This is a genomic window from Pimelobacter simplex, assembly GCF_024662235.1.
In the GTDB taxonomy this organism is placed as follows: Bacteria; Actinomycetota; Actinomycetes; order Propionibacteriales; family Nocardioidaceae; genus Nocardioides.
This window is the reverse complement of the sequence record NZ_CP096276.1, coordinates 951,231-972,879: the sequence shown is the minus strand read 5'-3', so window position 1 is coordinate 972,879 and position 21,649 is coordinate 951,231. Positions and strand designations below refer to the sequence as shown.

The 21,649-nt window shown below is 74.0% G+C and carries 17 protein-coding genes; 7 read left to right on the top strand and 10 right to left on the bottom strand.

The window, feature by feature from the left end; translation table 11 throughout:
- Positions 1 to 1,707, top strand: coding sequence for a PucR family transcriptional regulator (locus M0M48_RS04595; RefSeq protein WP_257750235.1), 1,707 nt, complete (start codon positions 1 to 3; stop codon positions 1,705 to 1,707).
- Here M0M48_RS04595 and M0M48_RS04590 read toward each other — a convergent pair.
- The 8 genes from M0M48_RS04590 to M0M48_RS04555 form a co-directional block, all read right to left on the bottom strand.
- A complete protein-coding gene (locus M0M48_RS04590) occupies positions 1,685 to 4,681 on the bottom strand; it encodes a prolyl oligopeptidase family serine peptidase (RefSeq protein ID WP_257750234.1) in 2,997 nt (998 codons plus the stop codon). The genes M0M48_RS04595 and M0M48_RS04590 overlap by 23 nt on opposite strands.
- Positions 4,681 to 6,543, bottom strand: a complete 1,863-nt coding sequence (locus M0M48_RS04585) for an ABC transporter substrate-binding protein (protein WP_257750233.1) — start codon at positions 6,541 to 6,543, stop codon at positions 4,681 to 4,683. The genes M0M48_RS04590 and M0M48_RS04585 overlap by 1 nt, the downstream gene beginning before the upstream one ends.
- 285 nt (positions 6,544 to 6,828) lie before the next feature.
- On the bottom strand, positions 6,829 to 7,740 hold the full coding sequence (locus tag M0M48_RS04580; protein WP_257750232.1) for an ABC transporter permease: 912 nt from the start codon (positions 7,738 to 7,740) through the stop codon (positions 6,829 to 6,831).
- Entirely contained in the window at positions 7,737 to 8,687 is a 951-nt protein-coding gene (locus tag M0M48_RS04575) for an ABC transporter permease (protein ID WP_215815467.1), read from the bottom strand. The genes M0M48_RS04580 and M0M48_RS04575 overlap by 4 nt, the downstream gene beginning before the upstream one ends.
- A 2-nt stretch (positions 8,688 to 8,689) precedes the next feature.
- Positions 8,690 to 10,768, bottom strand: a complete 2,079-nt coding sequence (locus M0M48_RS04570) for an ABC transporter ATP-binding protein (protein ID WP_257750231.1) — start codon at positions 10,766 to 10,768, stop codon at positions 8,690 to 8,692.
- Positions 10,769 to 10,856: 88 nt separating this feature from the next.
- On the bottom strand, positions 10,857 to 11,885 hold the full coding sequence (locus M0M48_RS04565) for a dipeptidase (protein ID WP_257750230.1): 1,029 nt from the start codon (positions 11,883 to 11,885) through the stop codon (positions 10,857 to 10,859).
- Complete coding sequence (locus tag M0M48_RS04560; protein WP_257750229.1) at positions 11,882 to 13,219, bottom strand: serine hydrolase; 1,338 nt, start codon at positions 13,217 to 13,219, stop codon at positions 11,882 to 11,884. The genes M0M48_RS04565 and M0M48_RS04560 overlap by 4 nt, the downstream gene beginning before the upstream one ends.
- A gap of 53 nt (positions 13,220 to 13,272) precedes the next feature.
- Complete coding sequence (locus M0M48_RS04555; RefSeq protein WP_257750228.1) at positions 13,273 to 13,908, bottom strand: TetR/AcrR family transcriptional regulator; 636 nt, start codon at positions 13,906 to 13,908, stop codon at positions 13,273 to 13,275.
- Positions 13,909 to 13,989: 81 nt separating this feature from the next.
- Here M0M48_RS04555 and M0M48_RS04550 point away from each other — a divergent pair, with 81 nt between their 5' ends.
- On the top strand, positions 13,990 to 15,396 hold the full coding sequence (locus tag M0M48_RS04550; protein ID WP_257750227.1) for a DHA2 family efflux MFS transporter permease subunit: 1,407 nt from the start codon (positions 13,990 to 13,992) through the stop codon (positions 15,394 to 15,396).
- A complete protein-coding gene (locus M0M48_RS04545; protein ID WP_257750226.1) occupies positions 15,393 to 15,770 on the top strand; it encodes a VOC family protein in 378 nt (125 codons plus the stop codon). Before M0M48_RS04550 ends, M0M48_RS04545 begins: the two co-directional genes overlap by 4 nt.
- A gap of 18 nt (positions 15,771 to 15,788) precedes the next feature.
- Here the strand turns inward: M0M48_RS04545 and pruA are convergent, their stop codons facing one another.
- Positions 15,789 to 17,426 carry an L-glutamate gamma-semialdehyde dehydrogenase gene (pruA, locus tag M0M48_RS04540; RefSeq protein ID WP_215815473.1) on the bottom strand — a complete coding sequence of 546 codons (1,638 nt, stop codon included), beginning with the start codon at positions 17,424 to 17,426 and terminating at the stop codon, positions 15,789 to 15,791.
- Positions 17,427 to 17,467: 41 nt separating this feature from the next.
- The gene (locus tag M0M48_RS04535; protein ID WP_257750225.1) at positions 17,468 to 18,391 is read right to left on the bottom strand and encodes a proline dehydrogenase family protein; all 924 of its coding nucleotides are present in this window, start codon (positions 18,389 to 18,391) and stop codon (positions 17,468 to 17,470) included.
- Between the two features lie 82 nt (positions 18,392 to 18,473).
- Here M0M48_RS04535 and M0M48_RS04530 point away from each other — a divergent pair, with 82 nt between their 5' ends.
- From M0M48_RS04530 to M0M48_RS04515, 4 genes are all read left to right on the top strand, one after another.
- Positions 18,474 to 19,628 (top strand): PucR family transcriptional regulator, encoded by a 1,155-nt coding sequence (locus M0M48_RS04530; protein WP_257750224.1) that lies wholly within the window; start codon positions 18,474 to 18,476, stop codon positions 19,626 to 19,628.
- A 163-nt stretch (positions 19,629 to 19,791) separates the two neighbouring features.
- Positions 19,792 to 20,247 carry an HNH endonuclease gene (locus M0M48_RS04525; RefSeq protein WP_257750223.1) on the top strand — a complete coding sequence of 152 codons (456 nt, stop codon included), beginning with the start codon at positions 19,792 to 19,794 and terminating at the stop codon, positions 20,245 to 20,247.
- Between the two features lie 9 nt (positions 20,248 to 20,256).
- A complete protein-coding gene (locus M0M48_RS04520) occupies positions 20,257 to 20,952 on the top strand; it encodes a lysoplasmalogenase (protein WP_257750222.1) in 696 nt (231 codons plus the stop codon).
- Positions 20,953 to 21,037: 85 nt separating this feature from the next.
- Entirely contained in the window at positions 21,038 to 21,592 is a 555-nt protein-coding gene (locus tag M0M48_RS04515; protein WP_257750221.1) for a HutD/Ves family protein, read from the top strand.
- The last annotated feature ends 57 nt before the right edge of the window (positions 21,593 to 21,649 follow it).

The following is a 21,649-nucleotide window of genomic DNA, read 5'->3' as shown; positions in this document are numbered from 1 at the left end:
GTGAGCGCCTCCGACCTCCCCCGTGCCGGGTTGGCGCGCGTCCTCGCCGAGCTCGGTACGACGCTGCTCGACGTGGTGTGCGGCGACGTGCAGCGCGCCGACGAGGCGGGCGGGGACGGTGGGGCCGCGGGCATCGGCGGGATCGTCATCCACGACCCGCTCGACGAGCCCGAGCTGCCCGAGCGTGCGCTGGTGCTGGGGGTCGGCCTGCACGAGACGCGCGAGATCGCCGACGTGGTCGGTCAGCTCGGTGCGCAGGGTGCGATCGGGCTGGTCGTGCGCGGGCCGGTCGAGGCCGACGACCACCTCCGCGCCGCCGTACGACGGGCGGGGGTGCCGGTCCTCGCGTTCGCCCGCGGCGCGTCGTGGACCCAGCTCGCCGGCATGCTGCGCACCCTCACCGCCGACGAGCCCGCGCCCGACGCGGGCGATCCCGTCGTGCCGGCGGGGACGCTGGGCCGTGCGGGCGCCGGGCTGCGCCAGGTCGTCGGCTACCAGTCGGGGATGGACGACCTCTTCGCCGTCGCCAACGCGATCGCCGCGCTGGTCGACGCGCCGGTGACCATCGAGGACCGCAACTCGCGGCTGCTCGCGTTCTCCAGCCGCCAGGAGGAGGTCGACACCTGGCGGGTGCAGACGATCCTGCGCCGGCAGGTGCCCGAGGACTACACACGCACGCTCGAGGAGCGCGGCGTCTTCCAGGAGATCTACCGCAGCGACCGGCCGGTCTGGGTGGGCCCGATCGCCGACGGTGAGCAGGGGCGCGCCGCGATCGCCGTCCGGGCCGGCGACGAGATCCTCGGGACGATCTGGGCGGTCGCGGCCGAGCCCTTCGACGAGGAGCGCGGCCAGGCCCTCTACGACGCCGCCAAGCTCGTCGCGATGCACATGGTCTGGCAGCGCGCCGACGCCGACGTCGAGCGCCGGCTGCGCGCCGAGCTGATCAGCACCGCACTCGACAGCGGTCCGCGCACGCCCGAGACGATCCGCCGGCTCGGCCTCAAGGACGAGCCCTCGGTGGTGCTCGCGCTCACCGTCGTCGGCTCCGGCACCGAGCTGCCGCTGCCGGCCCAGCTCGCGGTCGAGCGCAAGCGGCTGGCCGACGCCTTCGCGCTGCACCTCACCGCCGTGCACCCGCGCAGCGCCGCCGGTCTGGTCGGTGACGTCGCCTACGGCATCCTGCCGGTCACCCGCGGCGGCGAGGAGCGGGCCGCGGAGATCGCGGCGGACTTCCTGGCCCGGGTCGACTCGCGGCTGCGGCCGCTGGTCGGCGTGGGCCCGCTCGCGCCGGGCAGCGCCGCGCTCAAGCGGTCGCGCTCCGGGGCCGACCGCGCGCTGCGGGTGCTGCGCTCGCGGGTCACCGGGCGCCAGGTCGCCCGGCTCGACGACGTCCACCTGGAGGCGCTGCTGCTCGAGCTCGCCGACCGGGTGCCCCAGGGCGACCTGCCGAGCGGCCCGGTCGCCCGGCTCGTCGCCTACGACCGCGCGCACCAGAGCAGCCTGGTCGACACGCTGCGGGCCTGGCTCGACGCGTTCGGCGACGTGGCGATCGCCTCGGCGGCGATGTACGTCCACGCCAACACGTTCCGCTACCGGCTGCGCCGCGCGGCCGAGGTCGGCGGCCTCGACCTGGCCGACCCCAACGCGCGGCTCGCGGCGATGCTCCAGCTGCGGCTGATGGACCTCAGCGCGACGTCGGCGGAGTAGCGCCGAGCCCGAGCTCGCGGACCAGGAAGCCGAGCCACTCCACGTCCTGGGCGACCACCACGTCGTGCCCGGTGGCCGCGCCGTGCCCGGCGTTCTCGAAGACGTGCACCAGCACCGGCGCGGTCCCCCGCTGGGCGGCCTGGAGCCGCGCGACGAGCTTGCGCGCGTGCCACGGGCGGCAGCGCGGGTCGTTGGCGCCGGCCTGGACGTAGACCGCCGGCAGCACGCCCGGTCGCACCAGCTCGTACGGCGAGCGCCCAATCATCCGGCGCACGTCGGCCGGGTCGTCCGGATCGCCCCACGCCTTGCGGATCACGAAGTCCAGGTAGGGGTCGCGCATGCCCGCGACGAGGTCGAGCAGGGGCGCGCGCGGCAGCACCGCCCGCCACAGGTCGGGCCGCGTGGTGAGGGCGACCCCGCACATCAGGCCGCCGTCGGAGCCGCCGGTGACGGCGAGCCGGTCGGTCGTCGTACGGCCGGTGGCGAGGAGGTGCTCGGCGACGGCGACGAGGTCGTCGTCGCGCACGTGCTTGGTCGCGCGGTGGGCGGCGAGGTACCAGTCGCGGCCGAGCTCGCCGCCCCCGCGCAGGTAGGCCTGGACGAGCGTGCCGCCCGCGGCGACGTAGGCCGCCAGGTCCGGCTGGTACGACGGCAGCGTGGGCACGTTGGCCGCCCCGTAGGCGGTGATCAGCGTCGGCGCCGGGAGCCCGGCGTCCGCGCCCGCGGGCCGGACGACGTGGAACGGCACGAGCGTCCCGTCGGCGGCCGGCGCCTCCCCGGCCTCGACCGTGGCGTCGAGCGTCACGGCCGGCGCGACCAGGGTCTCGGCGGTCGGGGCGCCCGGCCGGTGCCGGTGCACGCTCCACGAGGTGGTCAGCGTCGAGAACGCGAAGAGGTGCTCCGGAGCGGGCGCCCCAGTGGCGAGTCCGGTGAGCGCGAAGAACGGCGCCGCGACCGCGCCGCGGCCCGGCAGCGGAACCTCACCGACCGGCGCACCGGCGCGGTCGAGGACCCGGATGCGGGCGAACGTCCGGTCGAGCTCGCCGAGGTAGAGGTGCTCCCCCACGGGCGTCAGCGAGCGCAGCACGGTCGGCCCCTCGGGCACGAGCTCGGTCCAGGTCGCCGGGTCCGCGGGCGTCGCGGAGTCGAGCGGGATCGCGACCACCCGCCCCCGGGCGGCCCCGACGTCGGTGACGGCGACGTAGCGGTCGCCGATGACGTGACCGGCGACGGTGCCAGTGCAGCCGGTGACGAACGGCCGCCACGCCCCGGCGCCGGGCGCGGTCAGGTCTCGCACCGCGACCGGGACCGGGCTGCCGACGCGGTGGCTCGCGACCAGCCAGCGCCCGTCGGCCGAGGGCTGGACGAGCGTGTACTCGCGCGAGCCGTCCGGCACGGGCACCGGCTCGACGACGGTCTCCGCGGTGGCGAGCGTGTGGTGGAAGGTCGCCTGGGCGAACTCCTCCGGCGTCCCGGTCAGCGCGAAGAACCAGAAGCCGCCGCTGTCGGCCTGCCACGAGGCGCCGCCGGCCCAGGCGCTGTGCAGCACCTGCGGCGGCGCGGGCAGCCGCTCCCCCGACGCGACGTCGACGAGCCGGATGGTGTTGTGCTCGCTGCCGTCGGTGCACACACCGATCGCGAGGATCCGCCCGTCCGGGGCGGGCGCCAGCCACGAGAGCACCTCGCCCTCGGCGAGCGCGAGCACCGGTCGGCCGGGGCCGAACGGCTCGTCGGCGACGACGACCGCGGCGCCGTCGGCGCGGAACCACCGGCCCGCGGCGTGCTTCGGCAGGTCGGGGCGGGCGCCGGCGTCGTACCTCTCGACGAGGGCGGTGAGCGCCGCGCGGTCCTGGCCGCCGAGGATCGTCCCGGTCGCGATCTCGGCCTGGCGCCGCTGCCAGGTGTGGACCTCGTCGTCCTCGGCCTCCAGCCAGCGATAGGGGTCGGGCACCGAGACCCCCGCCTGGGTGGCGATGACGTCGACGATCCGCGTCGGCGGGTACGGCGCCGCGAGGTCGCGCTCCAGCCGCTCGAACGCGCCCGGCACCCGGTGCACCTCACCGAGGTCGAGGACCAGGTCGAAGCCGCTCCGTGCCGCGTCGACCGGCGGCGACGCGACCCCCTCGCCGAGCGCGACCGCCCAGTCGAACGGGCGCGGCGAGCGGTCGGTGATCCGGACTGCGGGCCCGGAGGTGAAGGTCGTGCCGACCACGACGAGGTCGCGGTCGTCGTCGAGCCCGGCCGCCAGCAGCCCGCCGAGCGTCGGTACGCCGTCGAAGGGCGCCCGCTGCACGTGCCCGTCGTGCGCGCTGACGAGCACCCGCTCCTCGCGCTCCAGCACCCAGCGCACCGTGTCGGCCATGAAGGCGTCGCGGTCCTCGTCGTCGGCGAAGGCCCGCACCGAGGCGGCCAACCGCTCCGCGACCGGGTCGCCCGTGGCGAGCCCGCGGGCGGCCAGCGCCCGCAGGTCCGCACGCAGCCGCTCGCGCGCGCCGTCGTCCAGCCCGGCGAAGCGGACCGCGGCCTCGACCCGGCCGCCGAGGTCGCTGCGGGCCAGCAGGTCCGCGTCCCCCGGCTCCGCGGCGATCCGACGCAGCAGGGCGCGGACCGCCGGTCCCGGCGAGGTCGAGCCTCCGGCGAGGTCCATGCCGTAGACGCGGAGCCCTCCGTGCTCGCGCATCCAGGTGAGCTGGCGGTGCACCTCGACGGCGTCACCGAAGCCGTAGGAGATCCCCACGGCCGCGGTCTCGACCGGCTCGCCGGAGCGTCCGGCGACCCACGCGTCGAGGTCGAGCCCCTCGGCGAAGCCGGACTCCAGCACCAGCGCGGTGAAGGCGTGCTGCTCCACGAGCATCCGGAACACGTGGTCCCGGAGCTCGTGGAGCTCGGCGACGTGGTGGGCCGCCTCGCCGAGCGCGACCACGCGCGCTCCCTCGGAGAGCGTGCGCAGCGCGCTCAGGTCGACGGTCCTCATCACTCGTGGAAGTACCACAGCTCCGGCGTGTACAGGAAGCTCAGCAGCGACTGGAACGACGACGGCGGTCCCGAGAGCGTGTCCTTCCAGACCACCAGCGTGTGCGGCGTCGGGAAGAAGAGCACCGGCAGGTCCTCCGAGATCGTGGTGACCTCGTCGGCCAGCACCGCCGGGTCCTTCCCGAAGGTGGACTCCTCGATCAGCTTGTCGACGTCCTTGTTGCTGTAGGAGCCGAGGTTGAAGCTGCCCGTGGTGTTGAAGACGGTGTTGCTGCTCGGGTAGCCCGCGGCCAGGTAGAGCGGGCCGTAGTCCTGCATCGCCCACTCGTTCTTCTTCGCCGGGGCGAAGGAGTTGCCGTAGTTCGAGTACATGTAGTTGAGCGACTTCGTGACGACCTTGACCTCGATGCCGACCTTCTTGGCCTCGGAGACGAAGGCGACGTCCCGGGCGCCGACGTACGCCGGGGTGTTGGCCGAGGCGAGCGTGAAGCTGATCGCCTGTCCCTGGGTGATGCCGGCACCGCACTGGTCGTCCGCCGTCCCCGGGTTCTCGCAGGTCGTCCGGCCGCCCTGGTCGACCTTCCAGCCGTGGTCGGTCAGCAGCTTCTCGGCCGCCTCCGGGTCGTACGAGTAGGGCGCCTTGTCGCCGAAGGCCGGCGGGTACGGCGAGTCCGCGCCGCCGGTGCTGTAGTTCTCGGACGCGGCGCCGTTGTAGATGCCGCGGCTCTCGACGTACCCCTTCTGGTCGATGAGGTGCTGGAGCGCCTGGCGCACGTAGGGCTGGGCGATGACCTTGTCGAAGCCGTCGACGGTGTTCTCGAAGTTGATGGTCAGCGCGTCGAAGCGGGCCGGGGCGGGCGCGCCGTAGACGTGGTAGCCGTCCTTCTTGAGCTTGTCGATCTCGGTGACGAAGCTCGAGTCGAGCGTGCCGACGGTCAGCGTGCCGGCCTTGTACTGGTTGAGCACGGCGGCCGCGGAGGTGAACGCCTTGAAGTCCACCTGGTCGAGCCGGGAGTCACCGGGCCCGCTGTAGTCGCGGTTGGGCACCAGCGAGAACGAGCCGGTCGTCGAGTCGAAGCTCTTGAGCCGGTAGGGGCCGTTGACGACCTGCCACAGCGGGTTGGTGGCGAAGCTCGACTGGTCCTCGGACTGCTTGGTGAGGAACTTGTAGATCGCCGTGGCGTTCTTCGGGTCCGTGAAGTCGAGCTTCGGGCCGCCCTCCTTGGCGATCGCCCAGTCCTGCGAGGGCATCACGTAGAGCAGCGCGAGCATCGAGAGCAGGTAGGACTCGTTGTAGGCCTTCTCCAGCCGCAGCGTCACCGTGTCGGCCGCGGTGGCCTCGGCGCTCACGCCGTCGGGGAACTGCCCGGGCGTGTAGAAGCTCCAGTTGCCGGGGCTCTCGGCCAGCGCGGCCTTGAGCAGGTCGAGCGAGAAGACGACGTCGTCGGCGGTCACCGGGTTGCCGTTGGACCACTGGTAGTCCTTGAGCCTGATGGTGACGCTCGTGCGGTCGGCGCTGACCTGCGGCAGCTCGGCCATGCTGAGCTCCTGGTCGACGACCTGGTCGCCGGCACCGCTGGGGCGGTAGAGCGCGCGCCACAGGAGGCCGCGCGCGATGACCGTGCCGTTGGCCGAGGCCGGCGGGTACGGGTAGATGTAGTTCGGGCTGAGCCCCGGGGTGAGCGCGACGGTGACCGTCCCGCCGTCCTTGGGGTTGCCCGTCTCGTCGGGGATCGCGCTGTACTTCTTGGCGACGTCCTTCGTCGGTGCTCCGCCTCCGGAGCATCCCGAGACGAGGAGGGCGACCACCGCGACGAGGGCCACTCCGAGGCGGCTACGTCGCTGTCCAGGCAGGTGGTTCATTGTCTGGCTCCTAGTGCTGGTGGGTTGTGCATCGAAGATGCTGCAGGCGTCGTGCGGCTGGTTCGTCCGGCCCGACGATTCCTCGCGGGTACGTCGGTCCGGGCCGACAGCCGGTGCTGAAGGGGGGCAGGATCCGTCCGTGGGCGGCGTAGCGAGCGGCGTCAGCCGGGTGTGATCGCAAGGCGCGGATCGCGACGGCGGTCTGGTTGCACCGTCGAGCGTCCGCAACGCCGCGAGCACGCCCGGATGGCGTCGCGTAGTAGTCGGCCACGGGCGGATCCTGACCTAGTCCGCCTTGCGCCCGACGGCGTCGCGCAGGGCGTCGGCGAGCAGGTTGAGGGCGAGGACGGTGAGGATGATGCAGCCGCCCACGGGATAGATCAGCCACCAGTAGTCGGCGGAGATGTACGTGACGCCGCTGGCGAGCTGGCTCCCCCAGTCGGTCGTCGGGTAGGTCAGCCCGAAGCCGAGGAAGCCCAGTGCGGCCACGACCAGGACGGCATCGGCCACCTGGAAGGTGATGTTGACGATGATGACGCCCATCGCGTTGGGGATCAGGTGGGTCAGGATGATCCGCCGGCGCGAGGCGCCCATCACCTTGGCGGCGAGGACGTACTCGCGCACCCGCAGCGTGAGCACCTCACCGCGCACCAGCCGGGCCGAGATCAGCCACGAGAAGGCGCCGATCACGAGGGCGAGCGTCCAGGCGTTGGCATGGAAGCGCGCGGAGAGGATGAGCACGAAGAACAGGAACGGCACCGACAGCAGGACGTCGACCAGGCGCATCATGAAGCCGTCGACCACGCCGCCCGCGAGACCGGCCACGGCGCCGTACAGGGTGCCGATGGTGGTGGCGAAGAGCGCGGCCAGGAGGCCGATCTGGAGCGAGACCTGGCCGCCCTCCATCAACCGGCCGAGCACGTCGAAGCCGTTGGTGTCGGTACCCAGGGGGTGCCCGGGACCGGGCGGCAGCGCGGCGTCGAGCAGGTTGACGTCGGTCTGGTTGGTCTTCCAGAACAGCGGCCCGAGGTAGCAGAACGCCACGATGAGCAGCAGCATCCCGAAGCCGACCAGGCCCAGCGGGTGGTGCTTGAGCCGGCGCAGCGCGGCGCGGGCCGAGGTGGGCTCGGGGATCACGACGGGCTCGTCGGCGCGGTCGGCGCGGTCGGCGGGGGCGGTGCGGTCGGCGGCGGTCATGACGCGAGCTCGATCCTGCGGTCGGCCAGCGCCACCGCGATGTCGGCGATGAAGTTGCCGACCACGGTGAGCACCCCGCCGATCAGCGTGTAGGCCAGCAGCACGGGATAGTCCTCGCGCTGGAGGCTGTTGAGGAACAGCAGCCCCAGCCCCGAGTAGTTGAAGAGCGACTCCACGATCAGGTTGCCCGCCAGCAGCACCGGGATCATCGTGCCCACGAGGGTGATCACCGGCAGGCACGCGTTGCGCAGCAGGTGCCGGGTGACGACGAGCCGCTCCGGCAGACCCTTGGCCCGGGCGACCCGGATGTAGTCCTGGCCGAGCTGGTCGAGCGCCGAGGAACGCTGGTACTGGCTGAAGATCGCGATGCTCGTCGCGGCGATCGTGATCACCGGCAGCGCCATCGAGCGCGGATCGGTGAACACCACCCACGGCGAGTGCGACTGCGACGCCTCGGCCGGGAACAGGTCGAGCTGCTGGCTGAACACCGCGATCAGGACGAGCCCGAGCAGGAACGCCGGCGTCGCGTAGAGGACGTACGCCAGGCCGGTCGCGACCCGGTCGACGACGCTGTTGCGCCGCACCGCCTGGAGGACGCCCAGCGGGATCGCGATGAGCAGGGCGACGACGAGGCCGGCCAGCGAGAGCATCGCGCTGCGCCCGGCGTTCTGCTGGAGCAGCGTGCCGACGTTCTCGTTGAGCTTGTACGAGCGGCCGAGGTCGCCCTGGAGCAGCTGGCCCAGGTAGCTGAAGTACTGCACCACCACGGGGCGGTCGAAGCCGTTCTTCTGATTGAAGTCGGCGACCGCCTCGGGCGAGGCGCGCTGGCCGAGGACCACGCGGCCCGGGCTGTCGGAGACCATGTGCAGCAGGAAGAAGACGACGGCGGAGATGCCGAGGAGCACCAGGACGGAGACCGCGAGCCTCCGGATGACGTACCAGGCCATGGTCAGACGCCTCCGTTCGCGTGGTGGCAGGCCACGCTGTGCGTGGGGGTGAGGGCGCGGGTCTCGGGCTCGACCTCGGCGCAGATCTCGGTGGCGAGCGGGCAGCGGGTGCGGAACCGGCAGCCGCTCGGCGGATCGATCGGGCTGGGCAGCTCGCCGTGGATCCGGCTGGTGCCGTCGTGCGACGCCCCTTCGCCGGGGACGGCGGCCAGGAGACCGATCGTGTAGGGGTGCGCCGGTGCGGCGTACACCTCCTCGGCGCTGCCGGACTCGACCAGCTTGCCGAGGTACATCACCCCGACCCGGTCGGACAGGTAGCGCACGACGGCGAGGTCGTGCGAGATGACCACGCTGCTCAGGCCGCGCTCGCGCTGGAGGCGGCGCATCAGGTTGAGCACCTGCGAGCGGATCGACACGTCGAGCGCGCTCACCGGCTCGTCGGCGACGAGGACGGTCGGGTCGAGGGCGAGCGCGCGGGCGAGTGCGATCCGCTGGCGCTGGCCTCCGGAGAGCTCGTGGGGGAAGCGCTCGAGGACGGTGCCCGGCAGGCCGACGTCGTCGAGGAGGTCACGGGCGCGGGACGTGCGCTCGGCGCGGGTGCCAACGCCGTGGATGGCGAACGGCTCGCGCAGGATCGCGCCGATGCGCATCCGCGGGTCGAGCGCGGCGCTGGAGTCCTGGAACATCATCTGCAGCTGGGCCCGGTGCTCGCCCAGCTCGCGCCCGCGCACGGCGCTCACCGCGACGCCCTCGAAGACGACCTCGCCCGAGGTCGGGCGGTCGAGGGCGACGAGCATCCGGCCCAGGGTGGACTTGCCGCAGCCGGACTCCCCCACCAGGCCGAAGGTCTCGCCGGCGGCGACCTCGAAGCTGACGCCCGAGACCGCCTTGACCGTACGCCGCCCGCCGAACCAGCCGTCGCTGCCGGCGGGGTACTCGCGGCGCAGGTCGAGGACCTGGAGCCGCGGCGCTCCCCCGGGCTCGGCGCCCGCGGACGCGGGCCGCTCGGCGAGCCGGACCGGCGTCCGCTCGACCGGGCCGTCGGCAGGGTGCCAGCAGGCGAAGGCGTGCCCGGGCCGCTCGTCCTCGACGAGCGGCGGCTGCTCGGCGCGGCAGCGGTCGCTCGCCGCGGCGCAGCGCGGCGCGAACCCGCAGCCGACGTCGTGCACGCTGAGGTCGGGCGGGGCCCCGCCGATGCTGTAGAGCTCCGCGCCGCGGTCCTGGGTCAACGACGGGATCGAGGCGAGCAGGGCCTGGGTGTAGCGGTGCCGGGTCCGCTCGAACAGCGCCGGGGTGGGACCTGTCTCGGCCAGCCGGCCGGCGTACATGACGCCGACGCGGTCGGCGTGCCGGGCGATGACGCCCATGTCGTGGGTGACCAGGATCATCGCCATGCCGAGCCGGGCGCGCAGCCCGTCGAGCAGGTCGAGGATCTCGGCCTGGATGGTGACGTCGAGCGCGGTGGTCGGCTCGTCGGCGATGACCACCTGGGGCTGGCAGACCAGCGCCATCGCGATCATCACCCGCTGCCGCATGCCTCCGGAGAGCTGGTGGGGGTAGTCGTCCATCCGCTCGGCGGGACGCGGGATGCCGACCAGGGCGAGCATCTCCTCGGCGCGCTTGCCGGCCTCGCGCCGGGACAGGCCCTCGTGCAGCCGGACCGGCTCGGCGACCTGGTCGCCGATGCGCCGGGTCGGGTTGAGCGAGGTGAGCGAGTCCTGGAAGACCATGGCGATGTCGTTGCCACGGATCCCGCGGTAGCGCGCGGCCGGGAGGCCGACCAGCTCGGTGCCGCCGAAGTCGATCGAGCCGCTCGTGATCCGGCCGCCGGAGGGCAGCATGCCCATGATCGCCAGGCCCGTCATCGACTTGCCCGAGCCGGTCTCGCCGACGATGCCGAGGGTCTCGCCGCGGTGCAGCACGAGGTCCATCCCGGACACCGGCCGCACGACGCGGTCGCCGCGGCGGATCTCGACCGACAGGTCCCGCACGGTCAGCACCCGCTCGGTCGCGGGCGCCGGGGCGGTGCTCACCGCGTTGCCGGCGCCGCTCACGCCGCTCACGCTGCTCTCGAAGGCCACGGCACGATGGTGCGACGGGCGTCACGCTCGATGTTGGTGCAGCCCGCCCGACCTGGGGGGTGCGGTTCGTCGGCGGGGACGAAGGCGCTCATGCGGGGCGACCGAGCTCGGCGGCGTAGAGCCGGCGGACGTTGCCCCCGAGGACGGCGACCACGTCGGCCTCCGCCCAGCCGCGGCCCAGCAGCGCCTCGGTGAGCAGGGGCAGCCCGGCCGGTCCCTCCAGCCCGGGCAGGTAGGCGTCCGCGGGCACGCCCTCGACCGTGTCGACCTCGCAGCAGGGCGGCGTGGTGTCGGCGAGGACCTCCTTGAGGAAGTCCGGGCCGAGCCCGACGTGCGCGACGCCCATGACGCCCACGAGGTGCTCCAGGTGGTCGACGAGCCGGTCGATCGAGTAGTCCGTGGCGTGCAGGAAGGGCGCGAAGAAGTTGGCGCACACGACCCCGCCGCCGGCGGCGATCCCGCGCAGCTGGACGTCGCTGAGGTTGCGGTGGTGGTCGAAGAGCGCGCGGGCCGACGAGTGGGTCGCGATCACCGGACGGGTGGCGAGCTCGAGGACGTGCTCCACCCCGGCGATGCCGAGGTGGCTGACGTCGTAGAGCAGGCCGAGGCGCTCCATCTCCGCGAGGGCGGCGGCGCCGGGCTTGGTCAGCCGGCCGCCGGTCTGGTCCTCGCCGCTGCCGTCGGCCAGGGCGGTGCGGCCGAAGTGCGCGAGCGAGGCGACGCGCACGCCGAGCCGGAAGAGCGTGTGCAGCAGCTCGACGTCCTCGCCCACGCCGGGCGCGCTCTCGAGCGCGAGCACCAGCGCGATCCGGCCGCTCGCGAGGGCGGCGTCGATCTCGGCGCCGTCACGGCACAGGGCGACCTCGTCGGCACTGCCCTCGGCGATCCGGTGCGCGGCCTCGACCATCCGGAGAGTCCGGCGCAGTGCGCCCTCGGGCCGGTAGGCGTCCTCGACGAACACCGGCAGCGTCTGCAGGTCCACCCCGCCCGCGCGCAGCTGCGGCAGCCACCGGTCGCGGAAGTAGCCGGCCCACCGCTCGACCGGGCGCGCCACCACGGCGCAGAGCAGGTCGTTGTGGGTGTCCGCGACGACGGCGCGGCGGTGCAGCTCGTTCACCGGACCCTCCGGTCGGCGCGTCCGGTGTGCAGGTACGCCGCCCGCCCGGTGCCGTCGTCCCCGACGAAGGCGACCGGCTGGTGCGCCCCGCCGTCGGGCGTCACCGGCCAGAAGGTGTCGCCCTGCCAGCCCACGAGCTCGGTCGCGTACGGCGGCTCGTCGATCTCGGCGAGCTCGCCCAGCGGCCGGCGGTCGAGCCACAGCCGGCCGTGCTCGTCGGCGCGCACGACGGTCTCGCCCACCACGGAGGCGTAGGTGCCGGCGTACCGGCTCAGGTCGGCGGGCAGCGTCGCGCCGGGCACCGGCGCCGGTACGGCGGGCAGGTCGGTGCCCGCCAGCTCGCGCAGGACGTGCCCGGCGACCGCCCGGTGCAACGCCTTGCCGTCGCCCCCGTTGGTCAGGACCGCGACGGCCAGGCCGTGCTCGGGGAGCACGCGCAGGAAGGCGGACTGCCCGATGGTGTTGCCGTCGTGACCGACCACGAGGTCCGGCGCGAGCCGGAACAGCTCCCAGCCCAGACCCCAGGCCGCGCCCTGGCCCAGCGCCGGCAGCGCCACCTGCGGCGCGCGCATGCCGGCCAGGCCGGGCTCGGTCAGGTGGTGCCGGGCGAAGGCGACGAGGTCGCGGGCGCGCATCGCCAGCATCGATCCCGCCGGGGCGTTGGAGCGGGCCAGCGCCCAGGTCGGCGTCGGGTGGAGCGTCGTGTCGGCGGCGGTGGCGACGTGACCGACGGCGACCCGGTGCAGCACCGCCTCGTAGGGATCGGTGGCCGCCTGGAGGCCGAGCGGGTCGAGCAGGTGGGTGCGCAGGCAGGCGTCGTACGGCCGGCCGCGGAGCACCTCGACCAGGCGGCCGAGCACGCAGAACGCGGCGTTGTTGTAGGACCACATCGCGCCGGGCGCGAAGAGCTGGGGGACGCCGGCCAGCAGGTTGACATAGCGCGCCAGGCACTCGTCGCCCTTGCCGGTGTCGGTGAAGACGTCGCCCTCGAAGCCGGCCGTGTGGGTGAGCAGCCGGCGCACCGTGGTGCCGGCCGCCGCGTCGTCGTCGGCGAGCCGCAGGCCCGGCAGGTAGTCCCGGACGGGGCGGTCGAGGTCGACGAGCCCCTCGGCGACCAGCTGCTGGACGAGGGTCGCGGTGAACACCTTGGTCACCGAGCCGACCTGGAAGATCGCGTCGGTCGTCGCCTCGACGCCGGTCGCCGTGCTCAGCACCCCGGCGGCCGCATCGACCACCTCGTCGCCGTACCCGACCGCGACGGCGGCCGCCGGCACGCCGTGCTCCTCCAGCAGCCTGGGCAGCCGCTCCTCCAGCCACGTCGCGATCCCCTGCATGGGCGCAGCCTAGGGCGGCGGACGGACGCCGGCTTTCGTCGAACCGCACCGGCTCAGGTGCGGCCCTTCGTCGGGGCGGCCAACCCGGCCTCGATCACGTCGAGGGCCGCGGCGGCCTCGGCGAGCAGGCGCGCGGCCATCCGGGCGTCGACCCGGCCGGCCGCGGCGGCCTCCTGGACCTGGCGGGTCATCCCACGGGTGGTGCCGACCAGCGCCGAGGCGACGGTCCAGCAGCGCAGGTCGTCGTCGATCTCGTCGGCGAGCAGCGCCCGCAGCGCGGTCACCGCGCGGTCGGCCTCGAGCCGCTCGCGGGCCTGGAGGCTGGGGCTGTCGCGCACGATCCGGGCGATCCGGGCCAGCCCGGCGAGCACCGGCGAGCCCGGGTCGGCCAGGACGCCGCGCGGCTGGAGCACCTGGGCCCGGAAGGCGGCGACCACGCCGACGCCGGCCGCGCGCTCGCGGATCGCGGCTAGGAGGCTCTCGTGGAAGGACGCCATCCCGTCGTAGATCAGGTCCTCCTTGGCCGGGAAGTAGTTGAACACCGTGGCGGTGGAGACGTCCGCGGCCGCGGCGATGTCGGCGACCGGGACCTGCTCGAAGCCGCGCGCGGCGAACAGCTCGATCGCGGCGTCGGTGATCCGCCGACGGGTCTCCTGCTTCTTGCGCTCGCGCAGCCCCGGCTCGTTCATGGCGGCACCCTACCTTGACTTCATGTCACTACAAACTTAGAGTCACTATAAAGTTAGACCGAACCCAGAAAGGAGCCGGCCATGAGCCAGACCGCCACCCGCCCGGCCGTCGTACCGCTGGACCGGACCGCGCGCACCGTCATCGCCGTGGTCGTGCTCGGCATGATCACCACCGTCCTCGACGCGACCATCGTCAACGTCGCCACCGACCGCCTCGCCGGCGAGTTCTCCGTCGGCCTCACCACGATCCAGTGGGTGATGACCGGCTACCTGCTGGCCTTCACCGCGGCCATCCCGCTCAGCGGCTGGGCCATGGACCGGTACGGCGCCCGCCGGGTCTGGCTCGTCGCCGTCGGCGTCTTCACCGCGGGCTCGCTGCTGTGCGGCCTGGCCTGGTCGGCCCCGTCGCTCATCGGCTTCCGGGTGCTCCAGGGCGCCGGCGCCGGGCTGGTCAGCCCGGTCGGCATCGCCATGGTCGCCCGCGCGGTCGGCCCCCAGCGGATGGGCCGGGCGATGGCCGTGGTCGGCATCCCGATGATGCTGGGCCCGATCCTCGGCCCGGTCCTCGGTGGCGTGCTGATCGACAGCGTCGACTGGCGCTGGATCTTCCTCGTCAACATCCCCGTCGGCCTGGCCTGCCTGGCCTGGTCGGTCCGTGCGCTCGCCGACGAGCGCGGCACCGGCCGCGAGCGGCTCGACGTGCTCGGCCTGGCCCTGCTCTCCCCCGGCCTCGTCGCCCTGGCCTACGGCGTCACCTCGCTCGCCGCGTCGTCCGGGTCGCGGCTCGCCGTGGCCGGCGGGATCGGCGGCGGCGCGCTGCTCCTGGCCGCCTTCGTCGTGCACGCCCTGCGCACGGAGCGGCCGCTCGTCGAGCTGCGCCACCTCGCGAACCGCGGCTTCGCGACGGCGACCGCCGTCCAGCTCCTCGCCGTCGGGGTCCTCACCGGGGCGGGCTTCCTGCTGCCGCTCTACCACCTGGTCGCACGCGGCGAGTCCGAGCTGACGACCGGGCTGCTGCTCGTGCCCCAGGGAGTCGGCGCGGCGCTCGCGATGGCGCTGACCGGGCGGCTCGTCGATCGCGGCCGCGGCCGCACCGTCGTCCTGGGCGGCGTCGGGCTGCTGGTCACCGGGTTCCTCGGCTACACCACGGTCGGCAGCGACCCGTCGCAGCTCTTCCTCGGCACCGCGCTCCTCGCGATCGGGCTGGGCGCGGGCTGCATCTTCGCGCCGACCAGCGCGGCGGCGTACGCGGCGCTCGATCGGGCCGCCATCCCCCGCGCCACCACGACGATGAGCATCGCCCAGCGCACCGGCGGTGTCGTCGCCACCGCGGTCTTCGCGACCGTCCTGCAGCACCACCTCGACGGGAGCACCGCGCCGGGAGACGCTTTCGGGGCGACCTTCTGGTGGCCGCTCGCGGTCGCCGGGCTCGCGCTCGTGCCCGCCCTGCTGCTGCCCACCCCGCGCCGAGAAGGAGCCGACCGATGAGCATCGACCTCAACCACACGATCGTCCACGCGACCGACCGCGACGTGACCGCGACCTTCCTCACCGAGCTGCTCGGGCTGCCAGAAGCCCGTACCTACGGGCCTTTCCGCGTCGTCGAGCTCGCCAACGGCGTCAGCCTCGACGTGATGACGGCGCGCGGACCGGTGACCCCGCAGCACTACGCCTTCCTGGTGAGCGACGCCGAGTTCGACGCCATCCACGCCCGGATCGTCGCGCGCGGCCTGCCCTGGTGGGCCGACCCGTTCCGGCGCGAGCCGGGCCGGGTCAACCACGACGACGGCGGGCGCGGGCTCTACTGGCCCGCGCCCGACGACCACAACCTGGAGATCATCACCGTCCCCTACGGCGGCTGAGCGCCGCCTGCGATGGCGTCAGCCCATGTGCGGGTAGCGGTGGTCCGTCGGCGGGACCAGCGTCTCCTTGATCGAGCGCGGCGAGGTCCAGCGCAGCAGGTTGAGCACCGAGCCGGCCTTGTCGTTGGTGCCGGACGCGCGAGCGCCGCCGAAGGGCTGCTGGCCGACGACGGCGCCGGTCGGCTTGTCGTTGACGTAGAAGTTGCCCGCGGCGAAGCGCAGCTCGTTGCTGGCCCAGTCGATGGCGGTGCGGTCGGTGGCGAGCACCGAGCCGGTGAGCGCGAACGGCGCCACGGACTCGGCCTGCTTCACGGTCTCCTCGAAGGCGCCGGGGCGGCTGTCGTCGTACACGTGGACGACGAGGATGGGCCCGAAGTACTCCGTCGCGAACATCTCGTCGGCCGGGTCCTCGGCGACCACGATGGTCGGGCGCACGAAGTAGCCGACGCTGTCGTCGACCGTCCCGCCCGCGACGATCTGGAGACCGGGCGTGGCCTGGGCCCGCTCGATCGCAGCCTTGTGCTTGGCGAACGCGCGGGCGTCGATGACGGCACCGGTGAAGTTCGAGAAGTCGGTCGGGTCGCCGACCGGCAGCGCGTCGGTCTGGGAGGCGAGGTCGGCACCCATCCGGGCCCACAGCGACGCGGGGACGTAGGCGCGCGAGGCGGCCGAGCACTTCTGGCCGGAGAACTCGAACGCGCCGCGGATCAGCGCCGTGCGCAGCACGTCGGGGTCGGCCGACGGGTGCGCGATGACGAAGTCCTTGCCGCCGGTCTCGCCGACGAGCCGCGGATATCCCCGGTACGACGGCAGGTTGGTGCCCACGGTCGACCACAGCTTCTGGAACGTCGGGGTCGAGCCGGTGAAGTGGATGCCCGCGAGGTCCGGGTGCGCCAGGGCGACCTCGGAGACCGCGAGACCGTCGCCGGGGAGCATGTTGATCACGCCCGGCGGCATCCCGGCCTCCTCGAGCAGCTCCATCGTCAGCGACGCGGCGAGCTGCTGGGTGGGCGAGGGCTTCCAGAGGACCGTGTTGCCCATGAGCGCCGGAGCGGTCGGCAGGTTGCCGGCGATCGCGGTGAAGTTGAACGGCGTGATCGCGTAGACGAAGCCCTCGAGCGGGCGGTGGTCGGTGCGGTTCCAGATGCCCGGGCTGTTGGCGATCGGCTGCTCGCCGAGGACCTGGCGGGCGAAGTGGACGTTGAAGCGCCAGAAGTCGATGAGCTCGCAGGCGGCGTCGATCTCGGCCTGGAACGAGGTCTTGGACTGGCCGAGCATCGTGGCCGCGTTGAGCTTCTGGCGCCAGGGGCCGGCGAGCAGCTCGGCCGCACGCAGGATCACCGCGGCGCGCTCGTCGAACGGCAGGGCCCGCCAGCCCGGCGCGGCCTCGCGGGCCGCGGCGATGGCGTTCTTGGCGTCGTCCGCGGTGCTGTTGCGCAGCACGCCGAGGACCTTCTGGTGCGCGTGCGGCTGGACGACGGCGATCTCCTCGCCGCCACCGGCGACCTTCTCGCCGCCGATGTGGGCGTCGAGCTGGCGCGTCGTACCGCCGAGGGCGTCGAGCTGGACGACGAGCGCGTCGCGCTCGGCGCTGCCCGGGGCGTAGGTCAGGTTCGGCTCGTTGACGGGGGCCGGCGGGGTGGTGATGGCGTCCATCTCAGGTGTCCTCTCGATCGGGTGCGGCGGGAAGCGGCGGGTCAGCGGTGCGCGAGGGCGCGCAGGAAGAAGGCGACGTTGGCGGGACGCTCGGCCAGGCGGCGCATGAAGTAGCCGTACCAGTCGGTGCCGTAGGGCAGGTACACGCGCATCCGGTGCCTGGCGTCGACGATCGTCTGCTCCAGCTCGGGGCGCACGCCGTAGAGCATCTGCGTCTCCCACTGCAGGTCGGTGCGGCCGGCGGCGGTCGCGCGCAGCACGGCGCGGTCGAGCATCGCCGGGTCGTGCGTGGCGATCATCGGGTAGCAGTCGGAGGCCATCAGGGCGTCGATCGCGAGCTCGTACGCGCGGTCGACGTCGGCCTTGCGCGGGTGCGCGACCGACTCGGGCTCGCGGTAGGCGCCCTTGACCAGGCGGATCCGGGCGCCGGTGCCGTCGAGCGCGGCGATGTCGCCCGGGGTGCGGAAGAGGTTGGTCTGGAGCACGTTGCCCACGAACCCGTACGCCGTACGGAGGTCGGCGCCGATCGTGAGCGTGGAGTCCACGGTCGTGTGGTCCTCCATGTCCAGGGTGACCGTGCAGTCGACGGCCGCGGCGGCCGCGCAGATCTCGGCCGCGTGCTCGGTCGCGATCGCGGTGCCGTCGGGCAGCGCCTGGCCCATCGCGGAGAGCTTGAGCGAGACGTCGGAGCCGGCGGCGCAGTCGGCCTCGGCGAGCGCGGCGAGCAGGTCGAGGTAGGCGTCGCGCATGGCACGCGCACCGGCCAGGTCGAGCACGTCCTCGCCGAGCACGTCGATGGTCACGACGCGGCCGGTGGCGGCCATGCGCTGGGCGGCGGCGACGGCCTGGGCGGTCGTCTCGCCGGGCACGAAGCGGTCGACCACGCGCCGGGTGAGCGGGATCGACTCGACGGCGCGCCGGGCCCGCGTGCTGCGGGCCGCGCGGTTGAGGGTCTGGCTGAGCATGCTTCCACGCTAGGAGCGTCCGGGGTCACACGGAACGGACACCTGTCACATCCTTTCGCGATGAACGTGTGACACTTGTCGGGTGACGACGCTGGACGACCTGGTCGAGGACATGGCCCGGCTCACCGACGCGCCGTGCACGCTGGAGGACCCGGGCTTCCGCCTCATCGGCTTCTCCGACCACCGCGGCGACGACGTCGTGGACTGGATCCGGCAGCGCTCCATCCTGGAGCGGCGCTCCAGCGACGAGGTGCGGGCCTGGTTCCGGGCCCAGGGCATCGAGGACTCCCCCGGCCCGCTCCGCACGCCCGCCGACACCGCGCTCGGCATCGTCGGGCGCCTGTGCGTCCCGGCCCGCCACCTGGGCCGCGTGCACGGCTACTTCTGGCTGATCGACCCGGCCGGGCGCATCGACGAGGCGACCTGGCCCGAGGCGGTCCGGATCGCGGAGTCCGCGGCCCGCCTCCTCGACGTCGCCGAGCGCCGCCAGGCCCACCGCGACGCGCTCTTCCGCGACCTCGTCGAGGGCGGCCGGCTCGCCGCCCGCGCCTCCGCCGTCGACCTCGCCCAGGCCGCCGGGCTCGACCTCGACGAGCCCGTCACCTGCGTCCTCGTCGAGCGCCCCGAGCTCCTCGACCAGGTCGCCAGCCGCCCCTCCCGCCCCGGCGTCGTCTGGGTCCGCGCCGGCGCCGGCACCGGTACGGCGGCCGCCGTCGCCCGCGCCACCCTGGTCACCCCCACGCCCGGCCTCGACGACCTCCTCGCCGCCGTCGGCCTCGGCCGCCGCCTCGACGCCCTCGACCGGGTCACCCGCGCCGCCCTCGGCCCCACCGTCCCCGGCATCGACGGCCTCGCCGCCGCCCACCGCGGCGCCCGCGTCGCCCTCCGCGTCGCCCGCACCCGCCCACCCGGCTCCGTCGTCGCCTGGAGCGACCTCGGCCCCCTCGCCCTCCTCGGCGTCGCCCGCGACGACGACCTCGCGGACGCCGTCCTCGACCCCCGGCTGCGCGCCTTCCTCGCCACCGTCCCACCCGACGTCCTGGCCACCGTGCGCACCTGGCTCGACGAGGCCGGCAGCGCCTCACGCACCGCCACCCGGCTCGCCGTGCACCGGCAGACCGTCTACCACCGGCTCGGCCAGGTCGAGCAGGCCACCGGGCTCGACCTCGCCCGCGGCGCGGACCGCCTGCGGCTGCACCTGGGCCTCGAGCTGGCGCCCTTCCTGACGGGCGCCTGAGCACAAACGGGTGGAGCAGGCGCGCGCGCCGACGTACATTCACCGTGTCGGAACCTCGCGCAGAGGACCCCTGCCCTTCACGCCTTCGTGGCCCAACGGAAATGCTGACGGACTAGGAATCCGACTGGCGCCGTGCGACGAGGACCAGGAGGTGATGCGGCCCATGACCACCGTGATGCTGCTGAACGCTTCCTACGAGCCGCTCGGCACGGTCACCTTCCAGCACGCCGTGCGGATGCTGTTCCGCGAGGTCGCCACCGTCGAGGAGGCCCACGAGGACCGGATGATCGGGCCGCACCGGTGGCCCCTGGTGATCCGGCTGGTGCGCTACGTCGCGGCCAAGTGGATGTACCGGCCGGCGTCGTACTCGCGGACCAACGTGCTCAAGCGCGACCGGCACCGGTGCGCCTACTGCGGCCGGCACGCGCTGACCATCGACCACCTGCTCCCCCAGAGCCGCGGTGGCACCTGGACCTGGCTCAACACCGTCGCCGCGTGCGGGCCGTGCAACGGCCGCAAGGCCAACCGGACGCCGGCCGAGGCGGGGATGCGGCTGCTGGTCCAGCCCTACGAGCCGACCCGGGCGCAATTGGCGGCGGGCCAGGCGGGCAGACCCTAAGGTCGGCGGGTGCGTACGACGACCCGCATCAAGCTCGCCTACGCCGCCCTCGCCGCGACCGACACTGCGCTCGCCGGCTCGGCGCGGCCGTGGGCGCACCGGGCGCGCTTCGTGACCAAGCCACTGCTGCTGCCGGTGCTCGGCGCCGCGCTGGCCGCGGACCCGCGGGCCGCCCGCTCCCCCTTGCGTACGTCGACCCTGGCCGCGCAGGCCGGGGGCTGGGGCGGGGACGTGCTGCTGCTGGGCCGGGGCGACCGGGCGTTCGCGGCGGGCGCGACCTCGTTCGGAGTAGGTCACCTGGCCTATGTGGCGGGCTTCCGCCGCGCCCGCGACCGTCGTACGCCGTTGCGGGCGGGGCGGGTCGCGCGCGGGTTTGCCGCGACGTGGGCGGTGAGCGGACCGGTCGTCGCCGCGGCGGCGGCGCGCCACGACCGGCGGCTGGGAGCGACGGTGCTCGGCTACTCGGCGCTGCTGTCGGGCATGGCGGCCGCGGCGTCCCACCTGGACCCGGCGCTGCCGCGCGACGCGCGGGTGCTCAGCGCGGCCGGGGGCGCGCTGTTCGTCGCCTCGGACGCGGTGCTCGGGGCGCGGACGTTCCTGCTGCCCGACCCTCCGGCGCGGCTGGAGTCGGTCGTGATGGCGACCTACACGGGCGCGCAGCTGCTGCTGGCCGAGGGCGCGGCGCGGGCCGGGCGCCGTTCCTGACGTCCTCAGGGCAACGTCTGGGATCCCAGACACCAACCCGGCGGCGGGCGTTCCGTGCCACCACGGGATCGGCTGGAGTAGGCGCATGTCCCTGACCGTGCGCCGCGACCGCGACCACCGACGCCAGCCGTGGGCCAACGGCGAGGGCGTGACCTCCGAGATCGCCACGGACGGCTCCGAGCCGTTCGACTGGCGGGTGAGCATCGCCGACGTCGCGCACAGCAGCGACTTCTCGGCGTTCCCCGGCATCGACCGGATCATCACGCTCATCGACGGCGAGACGATGGAGCTGACCCTCCCCGAGGGCACCCACGTGCTGCGCCCCGACGAGCCGTTCGCCTTCGACGGCGGCGTCCCGGTCCGCTGCGCGGTCGAGCGGCCCACCCGCGACCTCAACGTGATGACCCGCCGGGGCCGGGCCAGCGCCACCCTCCAGGTACGACGGCTCCACTCCCGCGACGCCGCCCTCCCCCTGCCGGCGGCGGCCCCGCTGGTCGTCGTCGTGCTCAGCGGCTGCGTGCGGGTGTGCGCCTCCTCCGGCGCGACCCTGCGCGCCGGCGACGTGGCGCTGACCGACGAGCCGGTGCTGCTCGCCGGTGACGGCCGGGTCGCGCTGGCTCAGCTGACGCCCGCCGCCTGACGCCCGTCCGGAAAGCGCCTGGACACCTGTACCTACTTTCCAGTAGGTGGTGACGAC

What these genes read in the sequence shown, in the direction of transcription:
- M0M48_RS04590 (WP_257750234.1), bottom strand. Translation starts at nt 4,681, where the DNA reads ATGAGGACCGTCGACCTGAGCGCGCTGCGCACGCTCTCCGAGGGAGCG.
- M0M48_RS04585 (WP_257750233.1), bottom strand. Translation starts at nt 6,543, where the DNA reads ATGAACCACCTGCCTGGACAGCGACGTAGCCGCCTCGGAGTGGCCCTC.
- M0M48_RS04580 (WP_257750232.1), bottom strand. Translation starts at nt 7,740, where the DNA reads ATGACCGCCGCCGACCGCACCGCCCCCGCCGACCGCGCCGACCGCGCC.
- M0M48_RS04575 (WP_215815467.1), bottom strand. Translation starts at nt 8,687, where the DNA reads ATGGCCTGGTACGTCATCCGGAGGCTCGCGGTCTCCGTCCTGGTGCTC.
- M0M48_RS04560 (WP_257750229.1), bottom strand. Translation starts at nt 13,219, where the DNA reads ATGCAGGGGATCGCGACGTGGCTGGAGGAGCGGCTGCCCAGGCTGCTG.
- M0M48_RS04555 (WP_257750228.1), bottom strand. Translation starts at nt 13,908, where the DNA reads ATGAACGAGCCGGGGCTGCGCGAGCGCAAGAAGCAGGAGACCCGTCGG.
- M0M48_RS04550 (WP_257750227.1), top strand. Translation starts at nt 13,990, where the DNA reads ATGAGCCAGACCGCCACCCGCCCGGCCGTCGTACCGCTGGACCGGACC.
- M0M48_RS04545 (WP_257750226.1), top strand. Translation starts at nt 15,393, where the DNA reads ATGAGCATCGACCTCAACCACACGATCGTCCACGCGACCGACCGCGAC.
- pruA (WP_215815473.1), bottom strand. Translation starts at nt 17,426, where the DNA reads ATGGACGCCATCACCACCCCGCCGGCCCCCGTCAACGAGCCGAACCTG.
- M0M48_RS04535 (WP_257750225.1), bottom strand. Translation starts at nt 18,391, where the DNA reads ATGCTCAGCCAGACCCTCAACCGCGCGGCCCGCAGCACGCGGGCCCGG.
- M0M48_RS04525 (WP_257750223.1), top strand. Translation starts at nt 19,792, where the DNA reads ATGACCACCGTGATGCTGCTGAACGCTTCCTACGAGCCGCTCGGCACG.
- M0M48_RS04515 (WP_257750221.1), top strand. Translation starts at nt 21,038, where the DNA reads ATGTCCCTGACCGTGCGCCGCGACCGCGACCACCGACGCCAGCCGTGG.